This window comes from Streptoverticillium reticulum (assembly GCF_047456005.1).
Lineage (GTDB): Bacteria > Actinomycetota > Actinomycetes > Streptomycetales > Streptomycetaceae > Streptomyces > Streptomyces reticulum.
The window spans coordinates 3592307-3614984 of sequence record NZ_CP179755.1 but is presented as its reverse complement, the minus strand read 5'-3'; the positions used below and the strand labels follow the sequence as shown (position 1 = coordinate 3614984).

At 71.5% G+C, this 22678-nt stretch carries 20 protein-coding genes and 1 tRNA gene; 11 read left to right on the top strand and 10 right to left on the bottom strand.

The genetic code is table 11. From position 1 onward, the window contains the following. The first annotated feature begins 23 nt into the window (after window positions 1–23). Window positions 24–1292 carry a sensor histidine kinase gene (locus tag ACMATS_RS16250; RefSeq protein WP_390781771.1) on the top strand — a complete coding sequence of 423 codons (1269 nt, stop codon included), beginning with the start codon at window positions 24–26 and terminating at the stop codon, window positions 1290–1292. A gap of 61 nt (window positions 1293–1353) precedes the next feature. Then, window positions 1354–2034 carry a response regulator gene (locus ACMATS_RS16245; protein WP_390781772.1) on the top strand — a complete coding sequence of 227 codons (681 nt, stop codon included), beginning with the start codon at window positions 1354–1356 and terminating at the stop codon, window positions 2032–2034. A 95-nt stretch (window positions 2035–2129) separates the two neighbouring features. On the opposite strand, the gene ACMATS_RS16240 is transcribed toward ACMATS_RS16245, so the two are convergent. Continuing rightward, window positions 2130–2774, bottom strand: coding sequence for a DUF461 domain-containing protein (locus tag ACMATS_RS16240; protein WP_414168278.1), 645 nt, complete (start codon window positions 2772–2774; stop codon window positions 2130–2132). A 599-nt stretch (window positions 2775–3373) separates the two neighbouring features. On the opposite strand from ACMATS_RS16240, the gene ACMATS_RS16235 reads away from it, so the two are divergent. From ACMATS_RS16235 to ACMATS_RS16220, 4 genes are all read left to right on the top strand, one after another. Next, the gene (locus ACMATS_RS16235) at window positions 3374–3856 is read left to right on the top strand and encodes a CarD family transcriptional regulator (protein ID WP_003953493.1); all 483 of its coding nucleotides are present in this window, start codon (window positions 3374–3376) and stop codon (window positions 3854–3856) included. Between the two features lie 275 nt (window positions 3857–4131). Then, on the top strand, window positions 4132–4884 hold the full coding sequence (gene ispD, locus ACMATS_RS16230; RefSeq protein ID WP_390781774.1) for a 2-C-methyl-D-erythritol 4-phosphate cytidylyltransferase: 753 nt from the start codon (window positions 4132–4134) through the stop codon (window positions 4882–4884). Then, on the top strand, window positions 4874–5371 hold the full coding sequence (gene ispF / locus ACMATS_RS16225) for a 2-C-methyl-D-erythritol 2,4-cyclodiphosphate synthase (protein WP_390781775.1): 498 nt from the start codon (window positions 4874–4876) through the stop codon (window positions 5369–5371). Before ispD ends, ispF begins: the two co-directional genes overlap by 11 nt. A 156-nt stretch (window positions 5372–5527) precedes the next feature. Further along, window positions 5528–5926 carry a PPOX class F420-dependent oxidoreductase gene (locus tag ACMATS_RS16220; protein ID WP_336415321.1) on the top strand — a complete coding sequence of 133 codons (399 nt, stop codon included), beginning with the start codon at window positions 5528–5530 and terminating at the stop codon, window positions 5924–5926. Window positions 5927–5978: 52 nt separating this feature from the next. Here the strand turns inward: ACMATS_RS16220 and ACMATS_RS16215 are convergent, their stop codons facing one another. After that, the gene (locus ACMATS_RS16215) at window positions 5979–7187 is read right to left on the bottom strand and encodes an acyltransferase family protein (RefSeq protein WP_390781776.1); all 1209 of its coding nucleotides are present in this window, start codon (window positions 7185–7187) and stop codon (window positions 5979–5981) included. 109 nt (window positions 7188–7296) lie between these two features. Beyond that, the gene (locus ACMATS_RS16210) at window positions 7297–8445 is read right to left on the bottom strand and encodes an acyltransferase family protein (protein WP_390781777.1); all 1149 of its coding nucleotides are present in this window, start codon (window positions 8443–8445) and stop codon (window positions 7297–7299) included. A 154-nt stretch (window positions 8446–8599) separates the two neighbouring features. On the opposite strand from ACMATS_RS16210, the gene cysS reads away from it, so the two are divergent. The 3 genes from cysS (at window position 8600) to ACMATS_RS16195 (ending at window position 12762) form a co-directional block, all read left to right on the top strand. Beyond that, complete coding sequence (gene cysS / locus ACMATS_RS16205) at window positions 8600–9997, top strand: cysteine--tRNA ligase (RefSeq protein ID WP_390781778.1); 1398 nt, start codon at window positions 8600–8602, stop codon at window positions 9995–9997. Window positions 9998–10056: 59 nt separating this feature from the next. Beyond that, window positions 10057–11007: a 23S rRNA (guanosine(2251)-2'-O)-methyltransferase RlmB gene (gene rlmB / locus ACMATS_RS16200; protein WP_390781779.1), complete on the top strand. Its 951-nt coding sequence runs from the start codon at window positions 10057–10059 to the stop codon at window positions 11005–11007. Between the two features lie 129 nt (window positions 11008–11136). Continuing rightward, the gene (locus ACMATS_RS16195) at window positions 11137–12762 is read left to right on the top strand and encodes a DoxX family protein (protein WP_390781780.1); all 1626 of its coding nucleotides are present in this window, start codon (window positions 11137–11139) and stop codon (window positions 12760–12762) included. Between the two features lie 249 nt (window positions 12763–13011). Here ACMATS_RS16195 and ACMATS_RS16190 read toward each other — a convergent pair whose 3' ends face one another. From ACMATS_RS16190 to ACMATS_RS16180, 3 genes are all read right to left on the bottom strand, one after another. After that, the gene (locus ACMATS_RS16190) at window positions 13012–13737 is read right to left on the bottom strand and encodes a nucleotidyltransferase family protein (RefSeq protein ID WP_390780336.1); all 726 of its coding nucleotides are present in this window, start codon (window positions 13735–13737) and stop codon (window positions 13012–13014) included. 69 nt (window positions 13738–13806) lie between these two features. Then, window positions 13807–14223 carry a hypothetical protein gene (locus ACMATS_RS16185; RefSeq protein WP_390780337.1) on the bottom strand — a complete coding sequence of 139 codons (417 nt, stop codon included), beginning with the start codon at window positions 14221–14223 and terminating at the stop codon, window positions 13807–13809. 185 nt (window positions 14224–14408) lie between these two features. Continuing rightward, a complete protein-coding gene (locus tag ACMATS_RS16180; protein ID WP_414168277.1) occupies window positions 14409–15545 on the bottom strand; it encodes an ABC transporter ATP-binding protein in 1137 nt (378 codons plus the stop codon). 161 nt (window positions 15546–15706) lie between these two features. Here ACMATS_RS16180 and ACMATS_RS16175 point away from each other — a divergent pair. Next, window positions 15707–15779, top strand: a tRNA-Thr gene (locus tag ACMATS_RS16175). Window positions 15780–15848: 69 nt separating this feature from the next. Here ACMATS_RS16175 and ACMATS_RS16170 read toward each other — a convergent pair. Further along, complete coding sequence (locus ACMATS_RS16170; RefSeq protein WP_414168276.1) at window positions 15849–17996, bottom strand: MMPL family transporter; 2148 nt, start codon at window positions 17994–17996, stop codon at window positions 15849–15851. Between the two features lie 250 nt (window positions 17997–18246). On the opposite strand from ACMATS_RS16170, the gene ACMATS_RS16165 reads away from it, so the two are divergent. Next, a complete protein-coding gene (locus ACMATS_RS16165) occupies window positions 18247–19353 on the top strand; it encodes an aminopeptidase P family protein (protein ID WP_336416081.1) in 1107 nt (368 codons plus the stop codon). 121 nt (window positions 19354–19474) lie between these two features. On the opposite strand, the gene ACMATS_RS16160 is transcribed toward ACMATS_RS16165, so the two are convergent. The 3 genes from ACMATS_RS16160 to ACMATS_RS16150 form a co-directional block, all read right to left on the bottom strand. Further along, window positions 19475–19963, bottom strand: coding sequence for an N-acetyltransferase family protein (locus ACMATS_RS16160; protein ID WP_414170735.1), 489 nt, complete (start codon window positions 19961–19963; stop codon window positions 19475–19477). A 10-nt stretch (window positions 19964–19973) separates the two neighbouring features. Beyond that, window positions 19974–21497 carry a DHA2 family efflux MFS transporter permease subunit gene (locus tag ACMATS_RS16155; protein WP_414168275.1) on the bottom strand — a complete coding sequence of 508 codons (1524 nt, stop codon included), beginning with the start codon at window positions 21495–21497 and terminating at the stop codon, window positions 19974–19976. Window positions 21498–21605: 108 nt separating this feature from the next. Continuing rightward, a complete protein-coding gene (locus tag ACMATS_RS16150; protein ID WP_414168274.1) occupies window positions 21606–22601 on the bottom strand; it encodes a zinc-binding dehydrogenase in 996 nt (331 codons plus the stop codon). Window positions 22602–22678 lie beyond the last annotated feature (77 nt).

Genomic DNA, 22678 nt, shown 5'->3' with positions numbered 1-22678 from the left:
GTGCGCCCGCATAACCTGGATGCATGAACGTGAACGCGGCGGTCGCCGCCGCAGCAGCGGTCGCCGGTCTGTGCACCGGCGTGATCGCCATGCTGGCGTTCCGCTGGAGCGAGCGGGACCAGGCCCGCCCCACGCGGAGCTCCCTGCACACCGACGCCGTCCTGCCGCCCGGAGTGGACACCGTCCTGTCGGTGCTCCGTTCCTCCGCCGTCGTGCTCGACGAGGGCGACGCCGTCGTCAAGGCCAGCTCCGCCGCGTACGCGCTCGGGCTCGTCCGCGGCGGCCGGCTCGCCGTCGAGCCCATGCTGCAGATGGCCCGCGACACCCGCCGCGACGGCGAGATACGCCAGGTCGAGCTCGACCTGCCGCGCCGCGGCACCGGCCGCGGCGATGCCCTCGCCGTCTCCGCCCGGGTCGCCCCGCTCGGCTCCCGGCTGGTGCTGCTGCTCGTCGAGGACCTCACCGAGGCCCGCCGCATCGAGGCCGTCCGCCGCGACTTCGTCGCCAACGTCAGCCACGAGCTCAAGACCCCGGTCGGCGCGCTCTCCCTGCTCTCCGAGGCCGTCATGGACGCCGCCGACGACCCCGAGGCCGTCACCCGCTTCGCGGGCCGGATGCAGATCGAGTCGACGCGGCTGACCAACCTGGTCCAGGAGCTCATCGACCTCTCCCGGGTGCAGAACGACGACCCGCTGGAGGACGCCGAGCCGGTCCGGGTGGACGAGCTCGTCGCCGAGGCCATCGACCGCTGCCGCCACCAGGCCGGCACCAAGCAGATCACCATGGCCGCGGGCGGCACCGCCGACCTGCACGTCTGGGGCAACCGCGGCCAGCTCGCCGCCGCCCTGGGCAACCTCGTGGAGAACGCCGTCAACTACAGCCCCGCGCGCACCCGCGTGGGCATCGCCGCCCGCCGGGTGGCGGCCCCCGGCGGCGACCTCATCGAGCTCGCCGTCACGGACCAGGGCATCGGCATCTCGGAGAAGGACCGCGAGCGCGTCTTCGAGCGCTTCTACCGCGTCGACCCCGCCCGCTCCCGGGCCACCGGCGGCACGGGCCTGGGCCTGTCGATCGTCAAGCACGTGGTCGCCTCGCACGGCGGCGAGGTCACCGTGTGGAGCGCCGAGGGCCAGGGCTCCACCTTCACCCTCCGGCTGCCCGAGGCCGGCTCCGTCCGCGACCGCGAGCGGGCCGAGCGGGTCCGCAGCCGCATGACGGACGGCTCCTTCGACGACCCGGCCGACGACCCCTTCGTCCCCGAATCCCTTCCCGCCCCGGGGGTCCACCCATGACACTCGAGGTCCCCCTTTCCCCCACTGCGTACTTCCCAGAGACCCGACCGGAGGTCTTTCCGTGACCCGAGTGCTCGTTGTAGAGGACGAGGAATCCTTCAGCGACGCGTTGTCCTACATGCTCCGCAAGGAGGGCTTCGAGGTCGCCATCGCGACGACCGGGCCCGACGGGCTGGACGAGTTCGAACGCAACGGCGCCGACCTGGTCCTGCTCGACCTGATGCTGCCGGGCCTGCCCGGCACCGAGGTCTGCCGGCAGCTGCGCAGCCGCTCCAATGTGCCCGTGATCATGGTCACGGCCAAGGACAGCGAGATCGACAAGGTCGTCGGCCTGGAGATAGGAGCCGACGACTACGTCACCAAGCCCTTCTCCTCCCGGGAGCTGGTGGCCCGCATCCGCGCCGTGCTGCGCCGCCGCGGCGAGCCCGAGGAGGTGACCCCGGCGGCCCTGGAGGCCGGCCCCGTCCGGATGGACGTCGACCGGCACGTCGTCACGGTCGCCGGCGGCAAGGTCGACCTGCCGCTCAAGGAGTTCGACCTGCTGGAGATGCTGCTGCGCAACGCGGGCCGCGTGCTGACGCGCATGCAGCTCATCGACCGCGTCTGGGGCGCGGACTACGTCGGTGACACCAAGACGCTCGACGTGCACGTCAAGCGCCTGCGCGCCAAGATCGAGCCGGACCCGGGCGCCCCGCGCTACCTGGTGACGGTGCGCGGGCTCGGCTACAAGTTCGAGCCGTAGGCCGTACGGCGCGCACGGCGCGTACGGCAAAGGGGAGGGCCCGGAAGCGGATGCTTCCGGGCCCTCCCCTTTGCGATCTTTCGATGTTCCCGGTCTCAGTGCCCGGCGTGCTGCTGGCCGGCCTGGGCCGACTGGCTCGCGCTCGGCTGCTGCTGCCCGGGCTGGCCCGGCTTGGCGGGCTGCTGCTGGGCGGGCTGAGAAGCCTGGGAGGCGGCGGGCGCCGGGGCGGGGTTGCTCGGGCCCCAGTCCTTGAAGAAGCTCTTCGCGGGGTACACGAAGGCGCCGATCTTCACCTCGCCCGTGTTGCTGAAGTCGAAGGCCAGCTGCTGGGAGTCGCCGTCCTTGAAGCCCTCACGGCCCTTCGGGAGCACGGCGGAGGCGTTGTCCTTGCCGCCCAGGGTCAGCGAGCCGCCCGCGGGCACCACCAGCGCGCCGGCGCCCTTGGCGGGGCTGAGGTTCACGGTGACGTTCTTGCCCGCGAAGGTGATCGAGCGCAGCTGCTGGTCCGTACGACCGTTGTTGAAGATCTTGCCGGTGACCACGGCGGGGCCGTTGGCGGACTCCGGCTGGGTGATGACGTTGATGTTCTGCAGCTTGATGTCGCCGACCGAGGTCTCGGCGTTGTCCGGCTTGACCTCCAGCGTCTGCGCGCTGTTGCCCGCCGCGCAGGCGGAGAGCGGGGCGATCGAGAGCACGAGGGCGGTAGCGGCGAGAGCGCCGCGTCGAAGGCTGCTGCTCACGGCGGCGGCATCTCCTTGGACGAGGTAGACGAGATAAAGGGTGTGTCAGCGCGCTTAGGTTACCGAGCCGTCGTGGAGCCGCCGCACCCGACCCGCCCCATGGTCCACTCCGGTGCTCGTCCGTCCCCTCCCGCGCGCCCCTCGCCGGACCCCGGTCCGGCACGGCCGAATATCGCCGGTGCGGAGGCCGGGAAGTCGTTCATGGAGTGCGCGGGGGCGCTCGCGCGGATTATCGGCGCAGAATGCGAAGGCGGCCAGGAAGAACTTCCGGAATTGATCAAGTACGGCTTGATCAATTCCGGAATCGGCATGCGGAAGGCCGGGCGCGCCCCGAACGGAGTACCGGAACTCGGCCGACCGGACCCCGGCAAAACGGGACGTTCAGCCGCCTGCGGGCCCCGCCCGGGGCGGGTGACGCGCACGTTTCGTCCCGCCCGGAGACCGGCTCCGACCTGCGAATACCCGCTTCCGGAAGCCCTCCGCAGCACGTTGCGGTTGCTGTTGTCAAGCCCCGAGATATGCCCTGACCTGCGGAAACGCCATTCAGAACGGGCAGTTCACGTGTTAGACTGGATAGCCACGGAAGGGGTACCTGTCACATGACGTTCAAGGTTGGCGACACCGTGGTCTATCCCCATCACGGGGCCGCGCTGATCGAGGCCATCGAAACTCGCCAGATCAAAGGCGTGGACAAGACCTACTTGGTGCTGAAGGTCGCCCAGGGTGACCTGACGGTTCGGGTGCCGGCGGACAATGCCGAGTTCGTCGGCGTACGCGATGTGGTCGGCCAGGACGGGCTCGACCGGGTCTTCGAGGTGCTCCGCGCGCCCTACGCGGAAGAGCCGACGAACTGGTCCCGTCGCTACAAGGCGAATCTCGAGAAGCTCGCGTCCGGTGACGTGATCAAGGTTGCCGAGGTCGTGCGCGACCTGTGGCGCCGGGAGCGCGAGCGCGGTCTTTCCGCAGGCGAGAAGCGGATGCTCGCCAAGGCGCGGCAGATCCTGGTCAGCGAGCTCGCCCTCGCGGAGAACACCAACGAGGACAAGGCCGAGGCCCTGCTCGACGAGGTTCTCGCGTCCTGACACACAGCACGCACAGCTTGACCTGACGCACAGCTTGACGCCAGACGGTTCGGCGACCTACCGGACGCAATGCAATGCCGCGGTGCCCGCGTGATGACGCATGTCATCCGACGGGCGCTGCGGCATCTCCGGCTCCGGCTGCGCCGTACTCGGTGTGCCGGGCCCGGGCAGCCGGCCCGACCAGTGTCACGGAAGGGGCTGGTCGGGGCATCGTGCCCGGCACTCCCCAGGCCATACCCAATTCGGCCGAGGAAGCAAACCTGAACGCCATCCCCATGTCTGATCGAGCCACCGCAGCCGCCCCCTCGCGCACGGCCGCCGTCATCCCGGCCGCCGGCCGGGGCGTCCGGCTGGGCCCCGGCGCGCCCAAGGCCCTGCGTGCCCTCAACGGCACTCCGATGCTGGTCCACGCGGTGCGGGCCATGGCGGCCTCCCGCGCGGTCTCCCTCGTCGTGGTCGTCGCCCCGCCCGAGGGCACGGCCGAGGTGCGCAGCCTGCTGGACGAGTTCCCGCTGGGTGAGCGCACCGAGGTCCTGGTCGTCCCCGGCGGCGCCACCCGTCAGGAGTCCGTGCGGCTGGGCCTCGCGGCCCTCCCCGACGACGTCACCGTCGTCCTGGTCCACGACGCCGCCCGCCCGCTGGTGCCGGTCGACACCGTCGACGCCGTCGCCGCGGCCGTGCGCGACGGCGCGCCCGCCGTCGTCCCCGCGCTGCCCCTCGCGGACACCGTCAAGCAGGTCGAGCCGCGCGAGGGCGGGCCCGAGCCCGTCGTGGCCACGCCCGACCGCGCACGGCTGCGCGCCGTCCAGACCCCGCAGGGCTTCGACCGCGCGACGCTGCAGGAGGCCCACGAGAAGACCGTCTTCGACGGCGAGGGCGCCACGGACGACGCCGGCATGGTCGAGCAGCTGGGCGTCGAGGTCGTGGTCGTCCCCGGCCACGAGGAGGCCTTCAAGGTGACCCGCCCGCTGGACCTCGTCCTGGCCGAGGCCGTACTCGCCCGCAGGAGGGCCAACGATGGCTTCTGAGTCCCCCCGGGTCCCGATGCCCCTGGTCGGCATCGGCACCGATGTGCACGCCTTCGAGGAGGGCCGCGAGCTGTGGTGCGCGGGCCTGCTGTGGGAGGGCGAGACGGGCCTCGCCGGCCACTCCGACGCCGATGTCGCCGCGCACGCCGCGTGCGACGCGCTCTTCTCCGCCGCCGGGATCGGTGATCTCGGCGCGCACTTCGGCACGGACCGGCCGGAGTGGTCGGGTGCCTCGGGTGTGGCCCTGCTGACGGAGGCGGCGCGGATCGTGCGCGCGGCCGGGTTCGACGTCGGGAACGTCGCCATCCAGGTGATCGGGGTGCGCCCGAAGATCGGCAAGCGGCGGGACGAGGCGCAGAAGGCGCTGTCGGCGGCCGTCGGGGCGCCCGTCTCGGTGTCCGGTACGACGACGGACGGCCTCGGCCTGACGGGCCGTGCCGAGGGTCTGGCGGCGGTGGCGACGGCACTGGTGTATCGCGCCCCGTAAACGCGTCCCGAAGGGGCGCGGGGAACTGCGCGACCAGCCACAGCGAACCCGCACCCGACGGGGGTCCGGGGCGAAGCCCCGGTTTCGGGAAGGGGCGGGTCAGGGGAAGAAAAAGATCACCCCGAACCCCGCCCCACCCCTCCGGAAGGAGCCCCCGTGCTCTCCGACGACCTCAAGAAGTACGTCGACGACAACCCCGTCTTCGCCACCGTCGCCACGGTCCAGCCCGACGGCAGCCCCCAGCTCTCCGTGACCTGGCTCAAGCGCGACGGCGACGACCTGCTCGTCTCCACCACCGTGGGCCGCCGCAAGGAGAAGAACCTCCGCCGCGACCCCCGCGTCACCGTCATGATCAACCCGCCGAACGCGCCGTACACCTACGCCGAGGTGCGCGGCACGGCCACGCTCGGTACCGAGGGCGGCCAGGAGCTGATCGACGAGCTGGCGCGGAAGTACACCGGCAAGGACTACGCGGACTTCAACCCTGCCGCCAAGGACGACGCCCAGCGGGTCGTCGTGCGGATCACCCCGCGCAAGGTGGTCGGCTCGCTGTGAACCACATGTGAACCAAAAGGGCCCGCCCCCATCCGGGGGCGGGCCCTTTTGGTCAGCGGTCTGCCGCGGCGCGCGGCACTTCCGCGTAGCCGTGCGCCTGCCTCGGCGCGGCCACCGGCTCCTGTGCCGGTTCCTGCACGGCGGGGCGCGGGCCCCGCTCCGGCGTGTTGCGCCGGACCTCCTCCATGCCCTTCAGCAGCGCCTTGCGCAGCCACTTGCCGAGCGGGCGCTCGACGTAGCGGTGCAGCAGCCACGCGGCGCCCAGCATCACTGCGATGAGCCCGGTCACCAGCAGCGGCGGCGACACCTTCTCGCGCAGCCCGTAGATGACCGTCATCCCGATGTACTGGTGCAGCAGGTACAGGGGGAAGGTGAGCGCGCCCGCGGTGGCCAGCCAGGGCCACTGCACGCGGTCGAGCTTCCGCAGTGCCACCAGCGACATGACGACGAACGCCGCCAGCACGCCCAGCTGGGCGGGGAACAGGGCCATCACATGGTTGGCGTTGTCGTGCACCCGCTTGGCCACGTGGTGGTTGGCGAGCAGGTACGAGACGACGACGATGCCCCACAGCAGGGCGGTCGGCTTGAACCGGTGCATCAGATAGAACGCGATGCCCGCGATGAAGTAGGGCGCGTACAGCGGCATCGCCCACAGGTCGAGCAGCTTGTTGTTCACCGCGGGGGCCGTGGCGGCGGCCACCGTCCAGATGCCGCAGAAGAGCACGCATCTGCGGTAGGTGACGCCTCTGGCGACGACGAGTGCGAAGAGCACGTAGAACTTCAGCTCGACGAAGAGCGTCCAGTAGACGCCGTCCACGTCCCAGACGCCCAGTCCGTGCTGGAGCATGCTGAAGTTCGTGACGACCGTCTCCCAGCCGGCCAGGGAGCGCACCTGCGGCCAGGTCATCACCACGGTCCCGGTGAGGGCCACCGCGACCCAGTAGGCGGGGTAGATGCGGGAGGCGCGGGAGACGACGAAGTCGCCCAGGGAGCGTCCCCAGGCGCTCATGCAGATGACGAAGCCGCTGATGAGGAAGAAGACTTCCACGCCCAGCCAGCCGTAGCGGGTTATCGGTTCGATGGCGGAGAACATCCGTCTGGTGTCCCGGGTGCCCCAGCCGCCGGTCAGGTACGTGTAGTGGTACAGCACGACCATGAGGGCGGCGACGAGACGCAGCCCGTCCAGGGCGTAGAGCCTTGGCGTCTTCCCGGGAGCGGCCGGTCGGCCGCCATCGATTTCGCCGCGGTTGGCGAAACGCATGTCGTCCTCTCCGGTAGAGGTGTCGGCCCGCCGCGGCGGGCCCGTTCCGAGCATGCTGACACACCCGCCGTCCTGCGTGCCGCGACAGCCCCGCGGCCCGGGAGCCGGTTCACGCCTGCGCGTGCCCGGCCCGGATCTCCGCCAGGGCGCGCCGCAGCCCCTGCCGTACGAGGCGGGCCAGGGGCCGCTCCACCAGGCGGTGGACCAGCCAGGCGGCCGCCAGCATGACCATGACCAGCATCATGAGCAGCAGCGGCCGGGGCAGCAGGCCGTCGGCGTACTTGATGACGATCCAGCCCATCCGCTCGTGCAGCAGGTACAGCGGATAGGTCAGCACGCCCGCCGTGGACAGCCAGCCCCAGGTGATGCGCCGGGTCAGGCCGAGGGCCACGGCGGCGAGGGCGCCGAAGAAGAGGGCGAGGAGCAGCACGCTGGGCCACTGCGGGACCCGGTGGCCCATGTAGTGCTCGGCGTTGCGGTGCGCCTCCAGCACGAAGCGCTGGCCGGCCAGGAAGCAGCCGGCGACGATCAGCCAGAGCAACAGGTTGGGCCGGAACCGGTGCATCAGGTAGAAGGCGATGCCGGCGATGAAGTACCAGGCGTCGCCGGGCATCAGCAGGGTGGTGAGCAGCGGGCTGCCGGCCGTGGAGGCGACGGCCGCGCCGACGCCCCACAGCAGGCAGAAGGCCACGGCCCGCCGGTAGGTCAGCCCGTGCCAGGCGACGACGAGCGCGAAGAGCAGGTAGAAGCGGACCTCCACCCACAGGGTCCAGTAGACGCCGTCGACCGGAGCCACTCCGAAGGGGTCCTGGAGCATCGTGAGGTTGACGGCGATGTTGCTCAGCCGCGGCGCTTCATTGACGACCGGAAAGAGGGAGACGGCGAGCGACACGGCGAGAACGGCGAACCAGTACGCCGGATACAGCCGTGTCGCGCGCGATACGGCGAAATCCCCGACGCCCTTTCCCCAGGCGCTCATGCAGATGACGAAGCCGCTGATGAGGAAGAACAGCTGGACGCCCAGCCAGCCGTAGGAGGCGGGCACGTGGGCGACGGGGAAGAGTTTCTCCGAGGGTGCCGGCCAGGCTCCGCTGTTGAAGGCGAGGTAGTGATAGGCGACGACCATCAGAGCGGCCAGCAGTCGCAGGCCGTCCAGTGCGGCGAGCCGTCCCTGCGGTCTTCTGCGGGCCGGGGGCGGGACGGGAACGGGCGATCGTTCCTGCTGGCTGATGACGGTGGAGTGCACGGTGGAGTGCAACGTCCCTCCTGGGTCCCCGCGGAAGTTGCCGTGCGGCTCCTTATGATGTGCAGATCGTAAATAGAGGTCAAAGACCGGCGGTCGAGTTGCCGGATTGCATCCCGCTTCCTCCCGGGGGAGCGAGGCACTGCCCAGGGCCCACTACCCTGGTTCCGTGACTATTCGCCTGTACGACACCAGCGCCCGGCAGATCCGTGACTTCACCCCGATCGCTCCGGGCTGTGTCTCGATCTACCTGTGTGGTGCGACCGTGCAGGCTGCGCCGCATATCGGGCACATCCGTTCCGGCCTGAACTTCGACATCATGCGTCGCTGGTTCGCCTACCGCGGCTACGACGTGACGTTCGTCCGCAACGTCACGGACATCGACGACAAGATCATCGCGAAGGCCGCGGACCAGGGCCGCCCGTGGTGGTCGATCGGCTACGAGAACGAGTGCGCGTTCAACGCCGCTTACGACGCGCTGGGCTGCCTGCGTCCGACCGTCGAGCCGCGGGCGACCGGGCATGTGCCCGAGATGATCGAGATGATGCGCGGGCTGATCGAGCGCGGTCACGCCTACGCCGCCGACGGCAACGTGTACTTCGACGTGCGCTCCTTCCCCGGCTACCTGGCGCTGTCCAACCAGGAGCTGGACAACCTGCTGCAGCCGTCCGGCGAGGGTGAGACCGGCAAGCGCGACCCGCGCGACTTCGCGATGTGGAAGGCGGCCAAGGAGGGCGAGCCCAGCTGGGAGACCCCGTGGGGCCGCGGTCGTCCGGGCTGGCACCTGGAGTGCTCGGCCATGGCGCACAAGTACTTGGGCGAGGCCTTCGACATCCACGGCGGCGGCATCGACCTGATCTTCCCGCACCACGAGAACGAGATCGCCCAGGCCAAGGCCTTCGGCGACACCTTCTCCCGGTACTGGGTGCACAACGCCTGGGTGACCATGAGCGGCGAGAAGATGTCCAAGTCGCTGGGCAACTCGGTGCTCGTCTCCGAGATGGTCAAGCACTGGCGTCCGATCGTGCTGCGCTACTACCTGGGCACCCCGCACTACCGCTCGATGATCGAGTACAGCGAGGACGCGCTGCGCGAGGCCGAGGCGGCGTTCGCCCGGATCGAGGGCTTCATGCAGCGGGTGTGCGAGAAAGCGGGGAAGGCGGTCGAGCCCGCCGCCGAGGTGCCGCCGGCCTTTGCCGAGGCGATGGACGACGACCTGGGCGTCCCGCAGGCGCTCGCGATCGTCCACACCGCGGTGCGGCAGGGCAACTCCGCGCTGAGCGCCGATGACAAGGAGTCCGCGGTCGCCCGCCTGGCCGAGGTCCGCGCGATGCTCGGCGTGCTGGGTCTGGACCCGCTGGACGAGCAGTGGGCCGCCGCCGGCGACGGCCGTGGCGAGGACCTGCACGGTGTGGTGGACTCGCTGGTCAGGCTGGTGCTCGAGCAGCGCGAGGCGGCCCGCGGCCGCAAGGACTGGGCGAGCGCCGATACCATCCGCGACCAGCTCCAGCAGTCCGGCCTCGTGATCGAGGACACCCCGTCGGGCCCGCGCTGGACGCTCGGCTGAGCGACACTTTTCGTAAGAACGTTCACGCAGTAACTGCAGTAACAGGAAACAGGTGACCCATGGCCGGCAACAGCCAGCGCAGGAACCGCCGCACGTCCAACAAGAAGGGCGCGCAGGTCGGCAGCGGCGGCCAGCGGCGCCGAGGCCTGGAGGGCAAGGGCCCCACGCCGCCCGCGAGCATGCGCAAGGGGCACAAGAAGAACCGCGTGGCCAATGCCCAGGCCAAGCAGGCGGCCCGCCGTCCGGCCCCGCGCCGCGGCGGCCCCAAGGGCACCAACGAGCTCGTCGTCGGCCGTAACTCCGTGGTCGAGGCGCTGCGCGAGGGCGTGCCCGCGAACACGCTCTACGTCCAGCAGTTCGTGGACAGCGACGAGCGGGTGCGCGAGGCCCTGCGGCTCGCCACGGAGAAGGGCCTCAACCTCATGGAGGCCCCGCGTCCGGAGCTCGACCGGATGACCAACGGCCTCAACCACCAGGGCCTGGTCCTGTCCGTGCCGCCGTACGACTACGCGCACCCCGAGGACCTCTCCGCCGAGGCCCTCGACAACGGCGAGGACCCGCTGATCGTCGCGCTCGACGGCATCACCGACCCGCGCAACCTCGGCGCCGTCGTCCGTTCCGTCTGCGCCTTCGGCGGTCACGGCGTGGTCGTTCCCGAGCGCCGTGCGGCCGGTATGACCGCCAGCGCCTGGAAGACCTCCGCCGGCACCGCCGCCCGCACGCCGGTGGCCCGCGCCACCAACATGACGCGCGCCCTGGAGGCCTACCAGAAGGAAGGCCTCATGGTCGTCGGCCTCGCGGCGGACGGTGACACCGAGCTGCACGAACTCGAGGCGCTCGAGGGCCCCGTGGTGATCGTCGTCGGCAGCGAGGGCAAGGGTCTGTCCCGTCTGGTCGGCGAGACCTGCGACTTCCGCGTGCGGATCCCGATGCCGGGCGGCGCGGAGTCGCTCAACGCCGGTGTCGCCGCCGGTGTCGTGCTGTACGAGGCCGCGCGCCGGCGCGCCTGAGCCGTGCCCCGGCGGGTCAGCGCGCGAGCGCCGATCCGCCGGAAGGGGCGCGGCAGTTGATGATCTTGACGGGTCTCGGACACATCGGGGCGGTCAAGGCAGTGTCCTAATCTCAAGTCACTCGGTTAGATGAGTGTGGACACCAGAACACCCCGCACGCCTACGGGGGGAAGCTCTTCGGGGTACGACGACCAGCCCGCGCTGAGTACGGTGAAGGTCCCGTCGGACCCGGCGCAGGTCTCCGTCAACCACCTGAGTTTCCGCGTGCAGCTCGCGCGGCCCCCGCGCGCCGCCCGGCAGTTCGCCGGCGCAGACCGGACGGACGGGCTGCCCACCCTCAAGAGCGCGGCCCGGCGCCGCGCCCCCGTGGTGTGGAGCGGGCGGACCGGGCCAGGCGATTCGGCATCCACCCAACTCCTCGACGCCGTACGGGAGTCCGGACTCTCCGGTCCCGCCCGGACGGCCGGGGGAGGGGATGGCGGAGCCACCCAGGTGCTGCCGCGCATCGCGGTCGACGAGGCCCCGGCCACCGTCATCGGACCCCGCGGTCCCGGCGGGCCCACCGGCCCGGCCGGCGCCGACGCCACCCGACTCCTGCCCCGCGTCCGCCCGAACGGCAGCGCGCGCGACGAAGACCCGTACGGATACTCCCAGTTCGACGAACCCGGCTCGGACTACGAGACCGAGGACGACGAGGACATCCCGCGCAGGCAGCGCCCGGGCGACTCCGCCCGGCACGCCTACTACCCGGACCGCCGGATGAACCTCGGCGTCGTCCTGCTGCCCCTGCGCATCTTCCTCGGCCTGATCTCCATCTACGCCGGCATGGGCAAGCTGTGCGACCCCGTCTACTTCGACGGCGGCAAGCGCGGCTCGATGGTCGCCTGGCTCACGGCCCTGCACCCCTGGGCCGTCGCCGCGCCGCTGCGCTCGCTCGCCCTGAGCCACCCCGTGGGCTCCGGGCTGACGGTCGCCTTCCTGCAGATCATCGTCGGCATCCTCACCATCTTCGGCCTCTGGCAGCGGCTCGCCGGGGCCGTCGGGATGCTGCTGTCGGCCGTCCTGCTCGTCACCGTCAGCTGGCGCGCCGCCCCCGTCTACCAGGCGCCCGACATCATCTGCCTGGCCGCCTGGAGCCCCCTGGTCATCGCCGGGGCGCCGTGCTACTCCGTCGACGGCAGGCTCGCCGGCGAGGCCTGGCGGCGGCTCGGCCCGCGCGCCGAGCTCTGGGCCCTGCGGCGGCGCGTCCTGCGCCGCGGCACGGTCATGGCCACCGTCCTCATCGGCCTGTCGCTGCTGACCGGTTCGATGCTCGGCGGGGCCGTGCGCTCCTCCCGGTCCGTCCAGACCCCCGGCCTCCCGGCCGCACCGCCCAGCAACAGCCTCCCCGGTACGCACCTGCCGCAGCGGCCCGGTTCCTCGTCCACCACTCCCGGTGCGCACGGCGCCACCACGCCGGGCGTCGTCAAGCCCAGCCCCACCGGGCACAAGCAGTCCGGCCCGTCGGCGACGCCGAGCGCCCCGGGCACCTCGCACAGCCCCGCAGGCACTCCGGGCGGCGCCGGCACCCCCGGCCACGGCGGCGTCCACAGCGCGCCGCAGACGCCGCACCAGCAGCCGGCTCCGGCTGCGCCGCGCAGCAGCTCGTCGTCCGCGGGCGGCTCCGGCGGCAGCACGGGCGAGTCGTCCGGCAGCTCGTCGGGCGGTTCGGGCGGCGGCCACGGTGGCGGTGCGCTCGGGGGTCTTCTGGGCTAGGGCCCGGCCGACTGCGCCCCGTCAGGGGCGCGGGGCTGTATTCGATTTGCGGCTCCGCCGCGTGGGCGCGATCAGCCACGACGCGCCCGCAGTCGAGGTTCTCGGGGCTTCGCCCCGGACCCCTGGGGTGGTGCGTCGGCTGCGGGCCGGTGGGGGCTGGTCGCGCAGTTCCCCGCGCCCCTGACGGGGCGCTATGGGGAGCCGCATGAGTCAGCTGCCCCGCGCCCCTGACGGGGCGCGGGGATTCGTCTATGCGCCGCGCAACTCCTTCGCGGCCTCCGTCAGGTCCTTCGCCGTGTCGATGGCCCGCCAGTACGCGCCGTGCGGCAGCGGGAAGCCGGCCAGGCGGCGCTCGCGGGCCAGGCGCGGGAAGGTGGCCCGCTCGTGGTCGCCGCGCTCCGGCAGCAGGTCGCGGAAGGCGGCCGAGAAGACGTAGACGCCGGCATTGATCAGATAAGGCGACGGAGGCGCTTCGATGAAGTCCAGGACGTTCCCGAACTCGTCGGTCTCCACGGCTCCCCATGGGATCCGCGGCCGTGCCAGCGCCAACGTGGCCGTGGCGTCGCGCTCTTGGTGGAAGGCGGCCATCTCGCGCAGCGAAAAGCGGGTCCAGATGTCCCCGTTGGTGGCGTACCAGGCCTGGTCGGGGTGGGGCAGCGAGGCGGCCGCGTGCTTCAGTCCGCCGCCGCGGCCGAGCGGCTCCTTCTCCACCACCGTCGTGACGCGGAGCGGGAGTTCGGCCGACACGAGCCAGTCCTGCAGGACTTCGGCCAGATGGCCGCACGAGACGACGGCGTCCGTGACGCCCTCGGAGGCGAGCCAGGCCAGCTGGTGACCGATGATCGGGACGCCGGTACCGGGGATCTCCACCATCGGCTTGGGGCGGTCATCGGTGTACGGACGAAGCCGTGACCCCTGGCCGCCGGCCAGGATCACGGCTTGCGTGGGGTACGAAAAGGCGTGGGTACTGGTCATGTCCGCACGATATGCGGTGGCTCCGGGCCGGGAGGGACCGGCCCGGAGCTTCCCGCAGGCCCGTGCTGTTCAGTGGCCCTGGGCGACGACGCCGGAGGCGAAGGAGGTGTCGCAGACGGGCCGTGAGAAGCCCTGGGCCTTCTTGGAGCCGTACTTGGCGACGGCCGCGCGCCCGAGGGCGCGGGCGATCTGCCCGCAGTAGCGGGCCAGCGAGGGACGGCTCTCCGTCTCCCGCTGGAGGTCCGTGAGCGCGACCCCGGGGTTCTTCTGCTGCAGCTCCGTCAGCAGCCGGTCGCGCAGCACCTCGTGCGGCGCGCGGGCCTTGGCCTGGCTGGAGGCGGTGCCGGACGAAGCAGTGAGCACCTGCGACTCGGCGTTCGGGGCCGCCCACGGGACACGGGTGACCGCGAGGGTCCCGGAGAGCACCAGAACGACGGGAAGGACGAGGGCGAGAGTTCTGCCGATGCGGCGGGCGGCCTGGTTCATGCCGCAGATGGTAGCGAGGGGTAATGATGCGGCGACATTTAGTCACCCGGTCGAGCGACGTCACGGGCTGCCGTTTGTTCGCCGTGTTGACGTACGGGAGTCGAAAAGCGAGGAGTGTCAAGGCATGTCCCGACACGGCGGGCGGTGCGGACGACCGTCACCCCGGCCGCCCGCACCGGTCACGCTCAGTCGCCGATGCGCTCGCCCGAGGACGTCGAGAACACGTGCACCTCGCCCGGCCGCGGCACCACGTGCAGCACGGAGCCCTTCTCCGGCACGCGGCGTCCGTTGACGCGCACCACGAGGTCCTTCGGCGCGCCGCCGACCTCGGCCGTGCCGTACACGTAGCCGTCCGCGCCGAGTTCCTCGACCACGTTCACCGTGACCGCGAGACCGGCCGGGGCGTCCGCGGCCTCCTTGCCCAGCGAGCGGGCCGCCTCGCCGTTCTGCTCGACCACGTCGAAGTGCTCGGGCCGCACGCCGACCGTCACCGTGCGGTCGCCCCGGTCGGCCGCGGCCGTCAGGGCCTCGCGCGGGACGGGCACGACGCTGTTGCCGAACTTCACGCCGCCGTCGGTGATCGGCACCTCGACCAGGTTCATGGCGGGGGAGCCGATGAAGCCGGCGACGAAGAGGTTGGCCGGGCGGTCGTACATGTTGCGCGGCGAGTCCACCTGCTGCAGCAGGCCGTCCTTGAGCACCGCGACCCGGTCGCCCATGGTCATGGCCTCGACCTGGTCGTGCGTGACGTAGACGGTCGTGATGCCCAGCCGCCGCTGGAGCCCGGCGATCTGGGTGCGGGTCTGCACGCGCAGCTTGGCGTCGAGGTTCGACAGCGGCTCGTCCATGAGGAACACCTGGGGCTCGCGCACGATCGCGCGCCCCATCGCGACGCGCTGGCGCTGTCCGCCGGAGAGCGCCTTGGGCTTGCGCCCCAGGTACTCGGTGAGGTCCAGGATCCGGGCCGCGTCCTCGACCTTCTGCCGGATCTCGGCCTTGGGCACGCCCGCGATCTTCAGCGCGAAGCCCATGTTGTCGGCGACCGTCATGTGCGGGTAGAGCGCGTAGTTCTGGAACACCATGGCGATGTCCCGGTCCTTCGGCGGGAGATGGGTGACGTCCCGGTCGCCGATCCGGATCGAGCCGCCGTTGACGTCCTCCAGCCCGGCGAGCATCCGCAGCGAGGTGGACTTGCCGCATCCGGAGGGGCCGACGAGCACCAGGAATTCGCCATCTTCGATGGTGATGTCCAGCTGATCGACGGCGGGTTTGTCGGCGCCCGGATAGATGCGGGTCGCCTTGTCGTACGTGACCGTGGCCATGGTGATGCAGTCCCTTCACCGGCAGGAACGTGCCGGACGATCCGAGTAGAGGGAGTGGTCCAGTCCAATCGGACCGGCTGTCGAGGACGCTACCGGGGCGGTGGCCGGTTGTCAGCAGGTCGCGGGCCACCAAATCGTTGTGGGTAGACTGCATCGCACATGCCGCCTTAGCTCAGCTGGTAGAGCACCGCTCTTGTAAAGCGAAGGTCGTCGGTTCGAGTCCGACAGGCGGCTTGGCAGGAGCAACGCACAGAGCCGCAGACCCTTCCGGGGTCTGCGGCTCTGTGCGTTTGGGGCGTACGGCTACGGCCGCACCTCCTCCAATTCGCCTGCGCGCTCGACCCCTGCGGGCGTGACGGGCTCGTCCTGGTGGCCCGGCCACCACGCCTTGTGCCCGAGCAGCGAGGTGACCGTCGGGACCAGCAGCATCGCCATGATGAAGGCGGTCAGCAGGATGCCGAACGCCACGGCGAAACCCATCTGCTGGAGCATCGAGTTGTCGGCGAGCATCAGGACGCCGAAGGTGCCGGCGAGGATGATCGCCGCGGAGGCGATGGTGGGTGCCGAGCGGGCGACCGCGGTGCGGACGGCCTCGCGCGGGGCCGTGCCGCGGCGGACCTCCTCGCGGAGACGGGCGACCATGAGGATGTTGTAGTCGGTGCCGATGGCGACCACGAAGAGGTAGACGATCACCGGCAGCATGAACAGCAGGCCGTGCTTGCCCTGCAGGTCCTGGAAGAGCCAGACCGTCGAGCCGAGCGTGGCGCCGAAGCCGAGGGCGACGGCGGCCATCAGGTACCAGGGGGCCACGAAGCTGCGCAGCAGCAGACCCAGGATGAGCATGATCGCGAGGCCCGCGACCGGGAAGACGACCGTGTAGTCGTGGTTCACGGCCTTCTTGACGTCCGCGAGGACGGCCGAGGTGCCGCCGACGAGGGCTTCGGTGCCCGCGGGCGCGGCCTTGTGGGCCTGGTCGCGCAGGGCGCCGCCGGCGAGCTCGATGGCCTTGTCGCTGGTGGGCGCGTACTTGAGGACGACGCTGTACTGGGCGACCGTGCCGTCGGGGTTCGGGAGGCCCGGGGAGGCCTGGCCGACGCCCTCGATGCCGGCGAGGCCGGCGCGGAAGGACTCCATGGCCGCCTTGTCGAGGCGGGCGCCGCCGGTGGACTTCAGGTAGACCATCGCGGGGTCGGACTGGCCGGCCGAGAAGCCGCGCTGGAGGTCCTTCATGGCCTGGACGGACTCCAGCTTCTGGGGCATCTGGCTGGAGGTGTCGAACTCGGGCCGGAAGGACAGCGCGCCCACGGCGAGGGCGGCCAGGACCCCGGCGGAGACGAGGGCGACGAGGCCGGGGCGGCGGGAGACGGTGCCGCCGACGGTGTTCGCGAAACGGTTCCGCGGCTGCCGCTGCCAGGCCTTGGAGGGCCAGAAGGCCTTGGTGCCCAGGAGCGAGAAGACCGCGGGCACGAGGGTGAGGGCGGCGACCAGGGTCACGGCCACGGAGATCGCCAGCGAGGGGCCCATCGCCCGCATCATGCCCATCGTGGACAGCAGCAGGGCGAGGAAGGCCACGATGACGGCGCCGGCGGCGGAGGCGATGGTCTCGCCGACCCGGGCCACGGCGGCGACGAGGGCCTCCTTGGGCTCCTGTCCGGCCCGCAGGTGCTCGCGGTAGCGGAAGAGCAGGAACAGCAGGTAGTCGGTGCCGACGCCGAAGAGGACGACGATGAGGATCGCGGAGATCGAGCTGTCGGCCTTCAGCCCGCCGAGCGAGGCCGCGGTGCCGATGAGGCCCAGGGCGACCATGAAGACGATGCCGATGATGATCACCGGCAGCAGGGCGATCAGCGGGCTGCGGAAGATCACCAGCAGCAGGATGACGATCAGCAGCAGCGTCGCGCTCATCACCATGGAGTCGGTGTTGCCCGAGGACTCCTGGGAGTCCACGTTGGTGGCCACCAGGCCGGTGATGCCCATCTTCAAGTGGGTGCCGTCCAGCAGGGGTTTGGCGTCCTCACGGAGCTGCTTGACGGAGTCGGTGAGCTTCTTGTCGTAGACGTCCTTGGTGGTCGCGACGATGTTCGCGAGGGCGATCTCGCCGTTGGGGGAGACGGCCTGCGGGCCCGTCTCCACCTTGGCGATCTCCGGACGGTGCTTCGCCTGGAGGCCCTCCGCGACCTTGATCACGTCGCGCCGGTCGTCCGCGCCTAACCGGCCGCCGTCGGAGCGCTGGAACACCGCGATGGAGGCGGGCTGTTCGGTCTTCGGGAAGGCGTTCTTCTGCAGGTTGGCCACCTGCACGGACTCGTAGTGCTTCGGCAGGAACTCCGCCTCGTCCGTCGTGGACTTGAGGCCCGGGGCCAGTACGGCGAGGGCCACGGCTGCGACGACCCAGCCGAGGATCGTGAGCCAGGGCCGGTGGACGGCGAACCGCCCGACTCGTTGGAACATGGTGCTCCTTCGCTGGTGGGGTGTACGCGGCCGGGGGAATCGTGCGAGCGTCGTATGGACTTGCGACCCGGGCATGTTCACGCTAGGGAGCCGGGTTCCCGGAAAACAACGAATTCCGGGTGAATCAGGGGGCGGAACAGGGAAATCGGCCCTGGGGTGGGGGGCCTTCTCATCCTGGGGGAGGAGAGCGCCTCACCCGTGGGGTAGAGGCCGCTCTGCCGACCGCCTGCGGGCGGATTACGCTGCCCCCATGACGGATGTCGAGGTGTACCGCGCACGCATGGAACGGGCGGTCGTGGCCGCCGCCCAGGAGGGGCTGGCGGGTCTGCTCGTCGCTCCGGGGCCCGACCTGGTCTGGCTCAGCGGCTACCGGGTCCCGGCCGACACGGAGCGGCTGACCGCACTGCTGCTCCTCCCCGGGCACAAGCCCCGGCTGTTCGTACCGGAATTGGAGCGTCCGGACGCCGAACACGCGGCGGGCGCAGGGGCGATGGACATCAGCGGCTGGACGGACGGCGAGGACCCGTACGCGGCCGCCGCCAAGCTGCTGGAACCGCACGGCCGTTACGGGGTCTCCGACAACGCCTGGGCGCTGCACCTGCTGGCGTTCCAGCGCGCCTGCCCGGGGACGGCGTACGAGGCGCTCACCGAGGCGCTGCCCATGCTGCGGGCGGTCAAGGACGCGTTCGAGATCGAGCGGCTGGCCGCGGCGGGCGCCGCCGCGGACGCCACGTTCGAACGGATCGCGGAGCTGCCGTTCGCCGGGCGGCGCGAGCGCGAGGTGGCCGCCGACCTCGACCGGCTGCTGCGCGAACACGGCCACAGCCAGGTCGACTTCACGATCGTGGGATCCGGCCCGAACGGCGCCAACCCGCACCACGAGGCGGGCGACCGGACGATCCAGGACGGCGACATGGTCGTCCTGGACTTCGGCGGCCTGCTGGACGGCTACGGCTCGGACACCACCCGCACGGTGCACGTGGGCGAGCCGACGGCGGAGGAGCGCAAGGTCCACGACCTGGTCCGGGAGGCCCAGCAGGCGGCCTTCGAGGCGGTGCGCCCCGGCGTGGCCTGCCAGGACGTCGACCGCGTGGCCCGCCAGGTGATCCGGCGGGCCGGCTACGGCGAGTACTTCATCCACCGCACGGGCCACGGCATCGGCGTCACGACGCACGAGCCGCCGTACCTGGTGGAGGGGGAACACTTGCCGTTGGCTCCGGGGATGTCCTTCTCGATCGAGCCGGGGGTCTATCTGCCGGGCCGTTTCGGGGTGCGGATCGAGGACATCGTGGTGTGTACGGAGTCGGGGGCGCGGAGGCTGAACAACACGGGGCGGGAGCTGAGGGTGGTGCGGTAACGCTCCGCTGGGGTGTGGGGTGCGTGCGGGTCCGTTGTGGTTGCTCGCGCCCACGCGGCGGAGCCGCATATCGAAGCTGCCCCGCGCCCCTGACGGGGCGGGACCGGGGCCCCGACTCCCCCTACAGCACCCGGTGCATGATGTGCAGCCCCGTGTAACTGCCGTCAGGCAACCGGTATCCCTCCGGCAGCGTCCCGATCACCTTGAAGCCGAGCGACTTCCACAGCGCAACCGCCCGCACATTGCTCTGCACCACGGCGTTGAACTGCATCGCCCGGTACCCCTCCCCCTTGGCCCAGGACAGGACGTACTCGCCCAGCGCCCGCCCCACCCCCCGGCCGGCGGCCTCCGGGGCGACCATGAAGCTGGCCGTGGCGATGTGGGAGGCGGGGCCCATGTGGTTGGGCCCCGCCTTGGCCGAGCCGAGGACGGTGCCGTCCCCGTCGACCGCCACGACCGTGTGCCCGGGGGCACGCAGCATCCAGGTCGCCCGCGCCGTCCCGCTGTCGATGTCGCGGGGATACGTGTACGTCTCCCCGGCCGCCGTGATGGTCCGGAAGAAGGGCCAGATGGCGGCCCAGTCGTCGTCGCGCGCGTCTCTGATGTGGATCTGCATGGCGTCAGGATGAGGGCGGGCAGTCGCACATGCCACTGGATTTCGCGGCGCCCCGCGCCGCGATCTGGTGCTTCGGGGCGCGCGCCGTGACCATCAGCCCGGCGACGAGGGAGGCCAGCAGCATGATGCCGGCGCCCCAGCCGATGGCGACGTGGAAGCCGTGCACGATGCCCTGCTTCACGACGACGGCCCGCGGTCCCGGAGTCGTGGCGACGTACGCGGAGGCGGCGGACGTGGCGATGGTGTTGAGCAGCGCCGTGCCGATCGAACCGCCCACCTGTTGCGAGGTGTTGACGGTGGCCGAGGTGACGCCCGAGTCGCGCGGCGGCACACCGGCGGTCGCGGTGGCGAGGACGGGCATGAAGACCAGGCCCATGCCGAGGCCGACCAGGATCTCGGAGGGCAGGACGTGGGAGGCGTACGCGGGCTCGACCGGCAGGGAGGTGAGCAGGAAGAGCCCGGCGGCGACGAGCAGGGTGCCGGGGACCATCAGCATGCGCGGCGGCAGGTGGTTCAGCAGCCGGGCCGAGAGCTGGGTCGAGGACAGGACGAGTGCGCCGGTAAGCGGCAGGAAGCCCAGGCCGGTGCGGACGGGGGAGTAGCCGAGGACGACCTGCAGGTAGTAGGTCATGAACAGGAACATGCCGAACATGCCGATGACGGTGAGCGCCATGGTCACGAACGAGCCGGCCCGGTTCCGGTCGCGGATGACGTGCAGCGGCAGCAGCGGGCTGGGCGCCCGCGTCTGCCACCACGCGAACGCGGCCAGCAGCACCGCGCCGCCGCTCAGCAGCCCCAGGACGAGGCGACTGGTCCAGCCGTGGGGCTGGGCCTCGCTGCAGGCGTAGACGAGGGCGACGAGACCGCTGCAGCCGAGCAGGACGCCGGGGATGTCGAGGGACGGCCGGTCGGCCCGTGAGGGCCGGTGGTCGTGCAGTAGCCAGACGGCGCCGGTGAAGGCGACGAGGGCGATGGGGACGTTGACGTAGAGGCACCAGCGCCAGTCGAGGTACTCGGTGAGCAGGCCGCCGGTGATCAGCCCGATGGCGGCGCCGCCGCCGGCGATGGCGCCGTAGATGCCGAAGGCCTTGCTGCGCTCCTTGAGGTCGGTGAACGTGGTCGTCAGCAGGGACAGCGCGGACGGCGCGAGGACCGCCGCGAAGGCGCCCTGGAGAGCGCGCGCTGTGAACAGCATGCCGGGGGCGTGCGCGGCTCCGCCGAGCGCGGAGGCGGCGGCGAAGCCGATGAGGCCGGTCATGAACGTGCGCTTGCGCCCGGCGAGGTCGGCGACGCGGCCGCCGAGGAGGAGCAGCCCGCCGAAGGCGAGGGTGTAGGCGGTGATCACCCATTGCCGGCTGGTGTCGGAGATGCCGAGGGCGCGCTGTGCGGAGGGCAGGGCGATGTTGACGATGGTGGCGTCGAGGACGACCATCAGCTGGGCCATGGCGATGATCACCAGGGCCCACCAGCGGCTGGGGGTGGACGGGGGCTCGGCTATGAAGGGCTTGTCCTGGTCCGTGTCGCGCATGCGACCCCCTGGGTGGCCGAAATTGTGCGTACCTTTCAGGCTAGGCCGGACGGGGGCGCCGCGCCTGTCGGGTTTGGTGCGGCCTTTTCCCCTCCCTGACCCGTTCTTTCACGGGCAGAGCACCACCTTGCCCACGGTTCCCCTGGTCTCCAGCGCCCGGTGCGCCTCGGCCGCCTCGCGCAGCGGGTACCGCTGCACCAGCGGGATCACCGCCCCGGCCGCCGCCTGGGCCAGGGACAGGGTTTCCAGCTGCCGCATTCCGGCCATGCCGCCGCCGAACCGTTCGAGCATCGCGGGCCCCAGCGCGCTCCGCGACACGATGCCCCGCGCGTCCGCCCCGTGGTCCGGCCCGGCCGGCCCGTCGCCCGCGGACCAGCCGAAGACGAGGTGGAGTCCGCCCTCGCCGAGCAGGCCGACCGCCGCGCGGGCGGCCTCCCCGCCGACCCCGTCGAAGACGACCGTCGCGACACGTCCGTCCAGGGCCGTACGGGCCTGCTCCGCCCACCCGTCGACGGTGTAGTCGAGGGCGATGCCGGCGCCCAGCGCACGGACCTGTGCGACCTTGGCCCGGCTGCCCGCGAGTCCGACGACCGTGGCTCCGGCGTTCCTCGCGTGCTGCACCAGCAGCGAGCCGATCCCGCCGGCCGCGGCCGTCACGACGACGACGTCGTCCGCGGACAGCTCGGTGAAGCCGAGGATGCCGAGCGCCGTCCGCCCGGTACCGATCATGGCGATGGCCTGGGCGGCGTCCAGCCCGTACGGGATCTCGTGCAGCCGCTCCGCGTCGGCGACGGCGGCCTCCGCGTAGCCGCCGGGGGCGGTGCCCAGGTGGGTGACGACGCGGCGGCCCAGCCACCGCGGGTCGGTGCCCTCGCCCAGGGCGTCCACGGTGCCGGCGACCTCGCGGCCGGGGACGGTGGGCAGCTCGGGCAGCGGGACGGGGCTGCCGCCGGCGTCGCCGGCGCGCAGGCTGGTGTCGAGCAGGTGGACGCCGCAGGCGGCGACGGCGATGCGGACCTGGCCGGGGCCGGGTTCGGGGGTGTCGGTCTCCTCGTACACGAGGTTCTCGGCGGGGCCGAAGGCGTGCAGGCGGACAGCGTGCATGAGGTTGCTCCTCGTGAGGCGGTGGCCGGACGGTCCGGTGATCACGAGTGTTCAACCTCAAGGATGGTTGAGGTCAA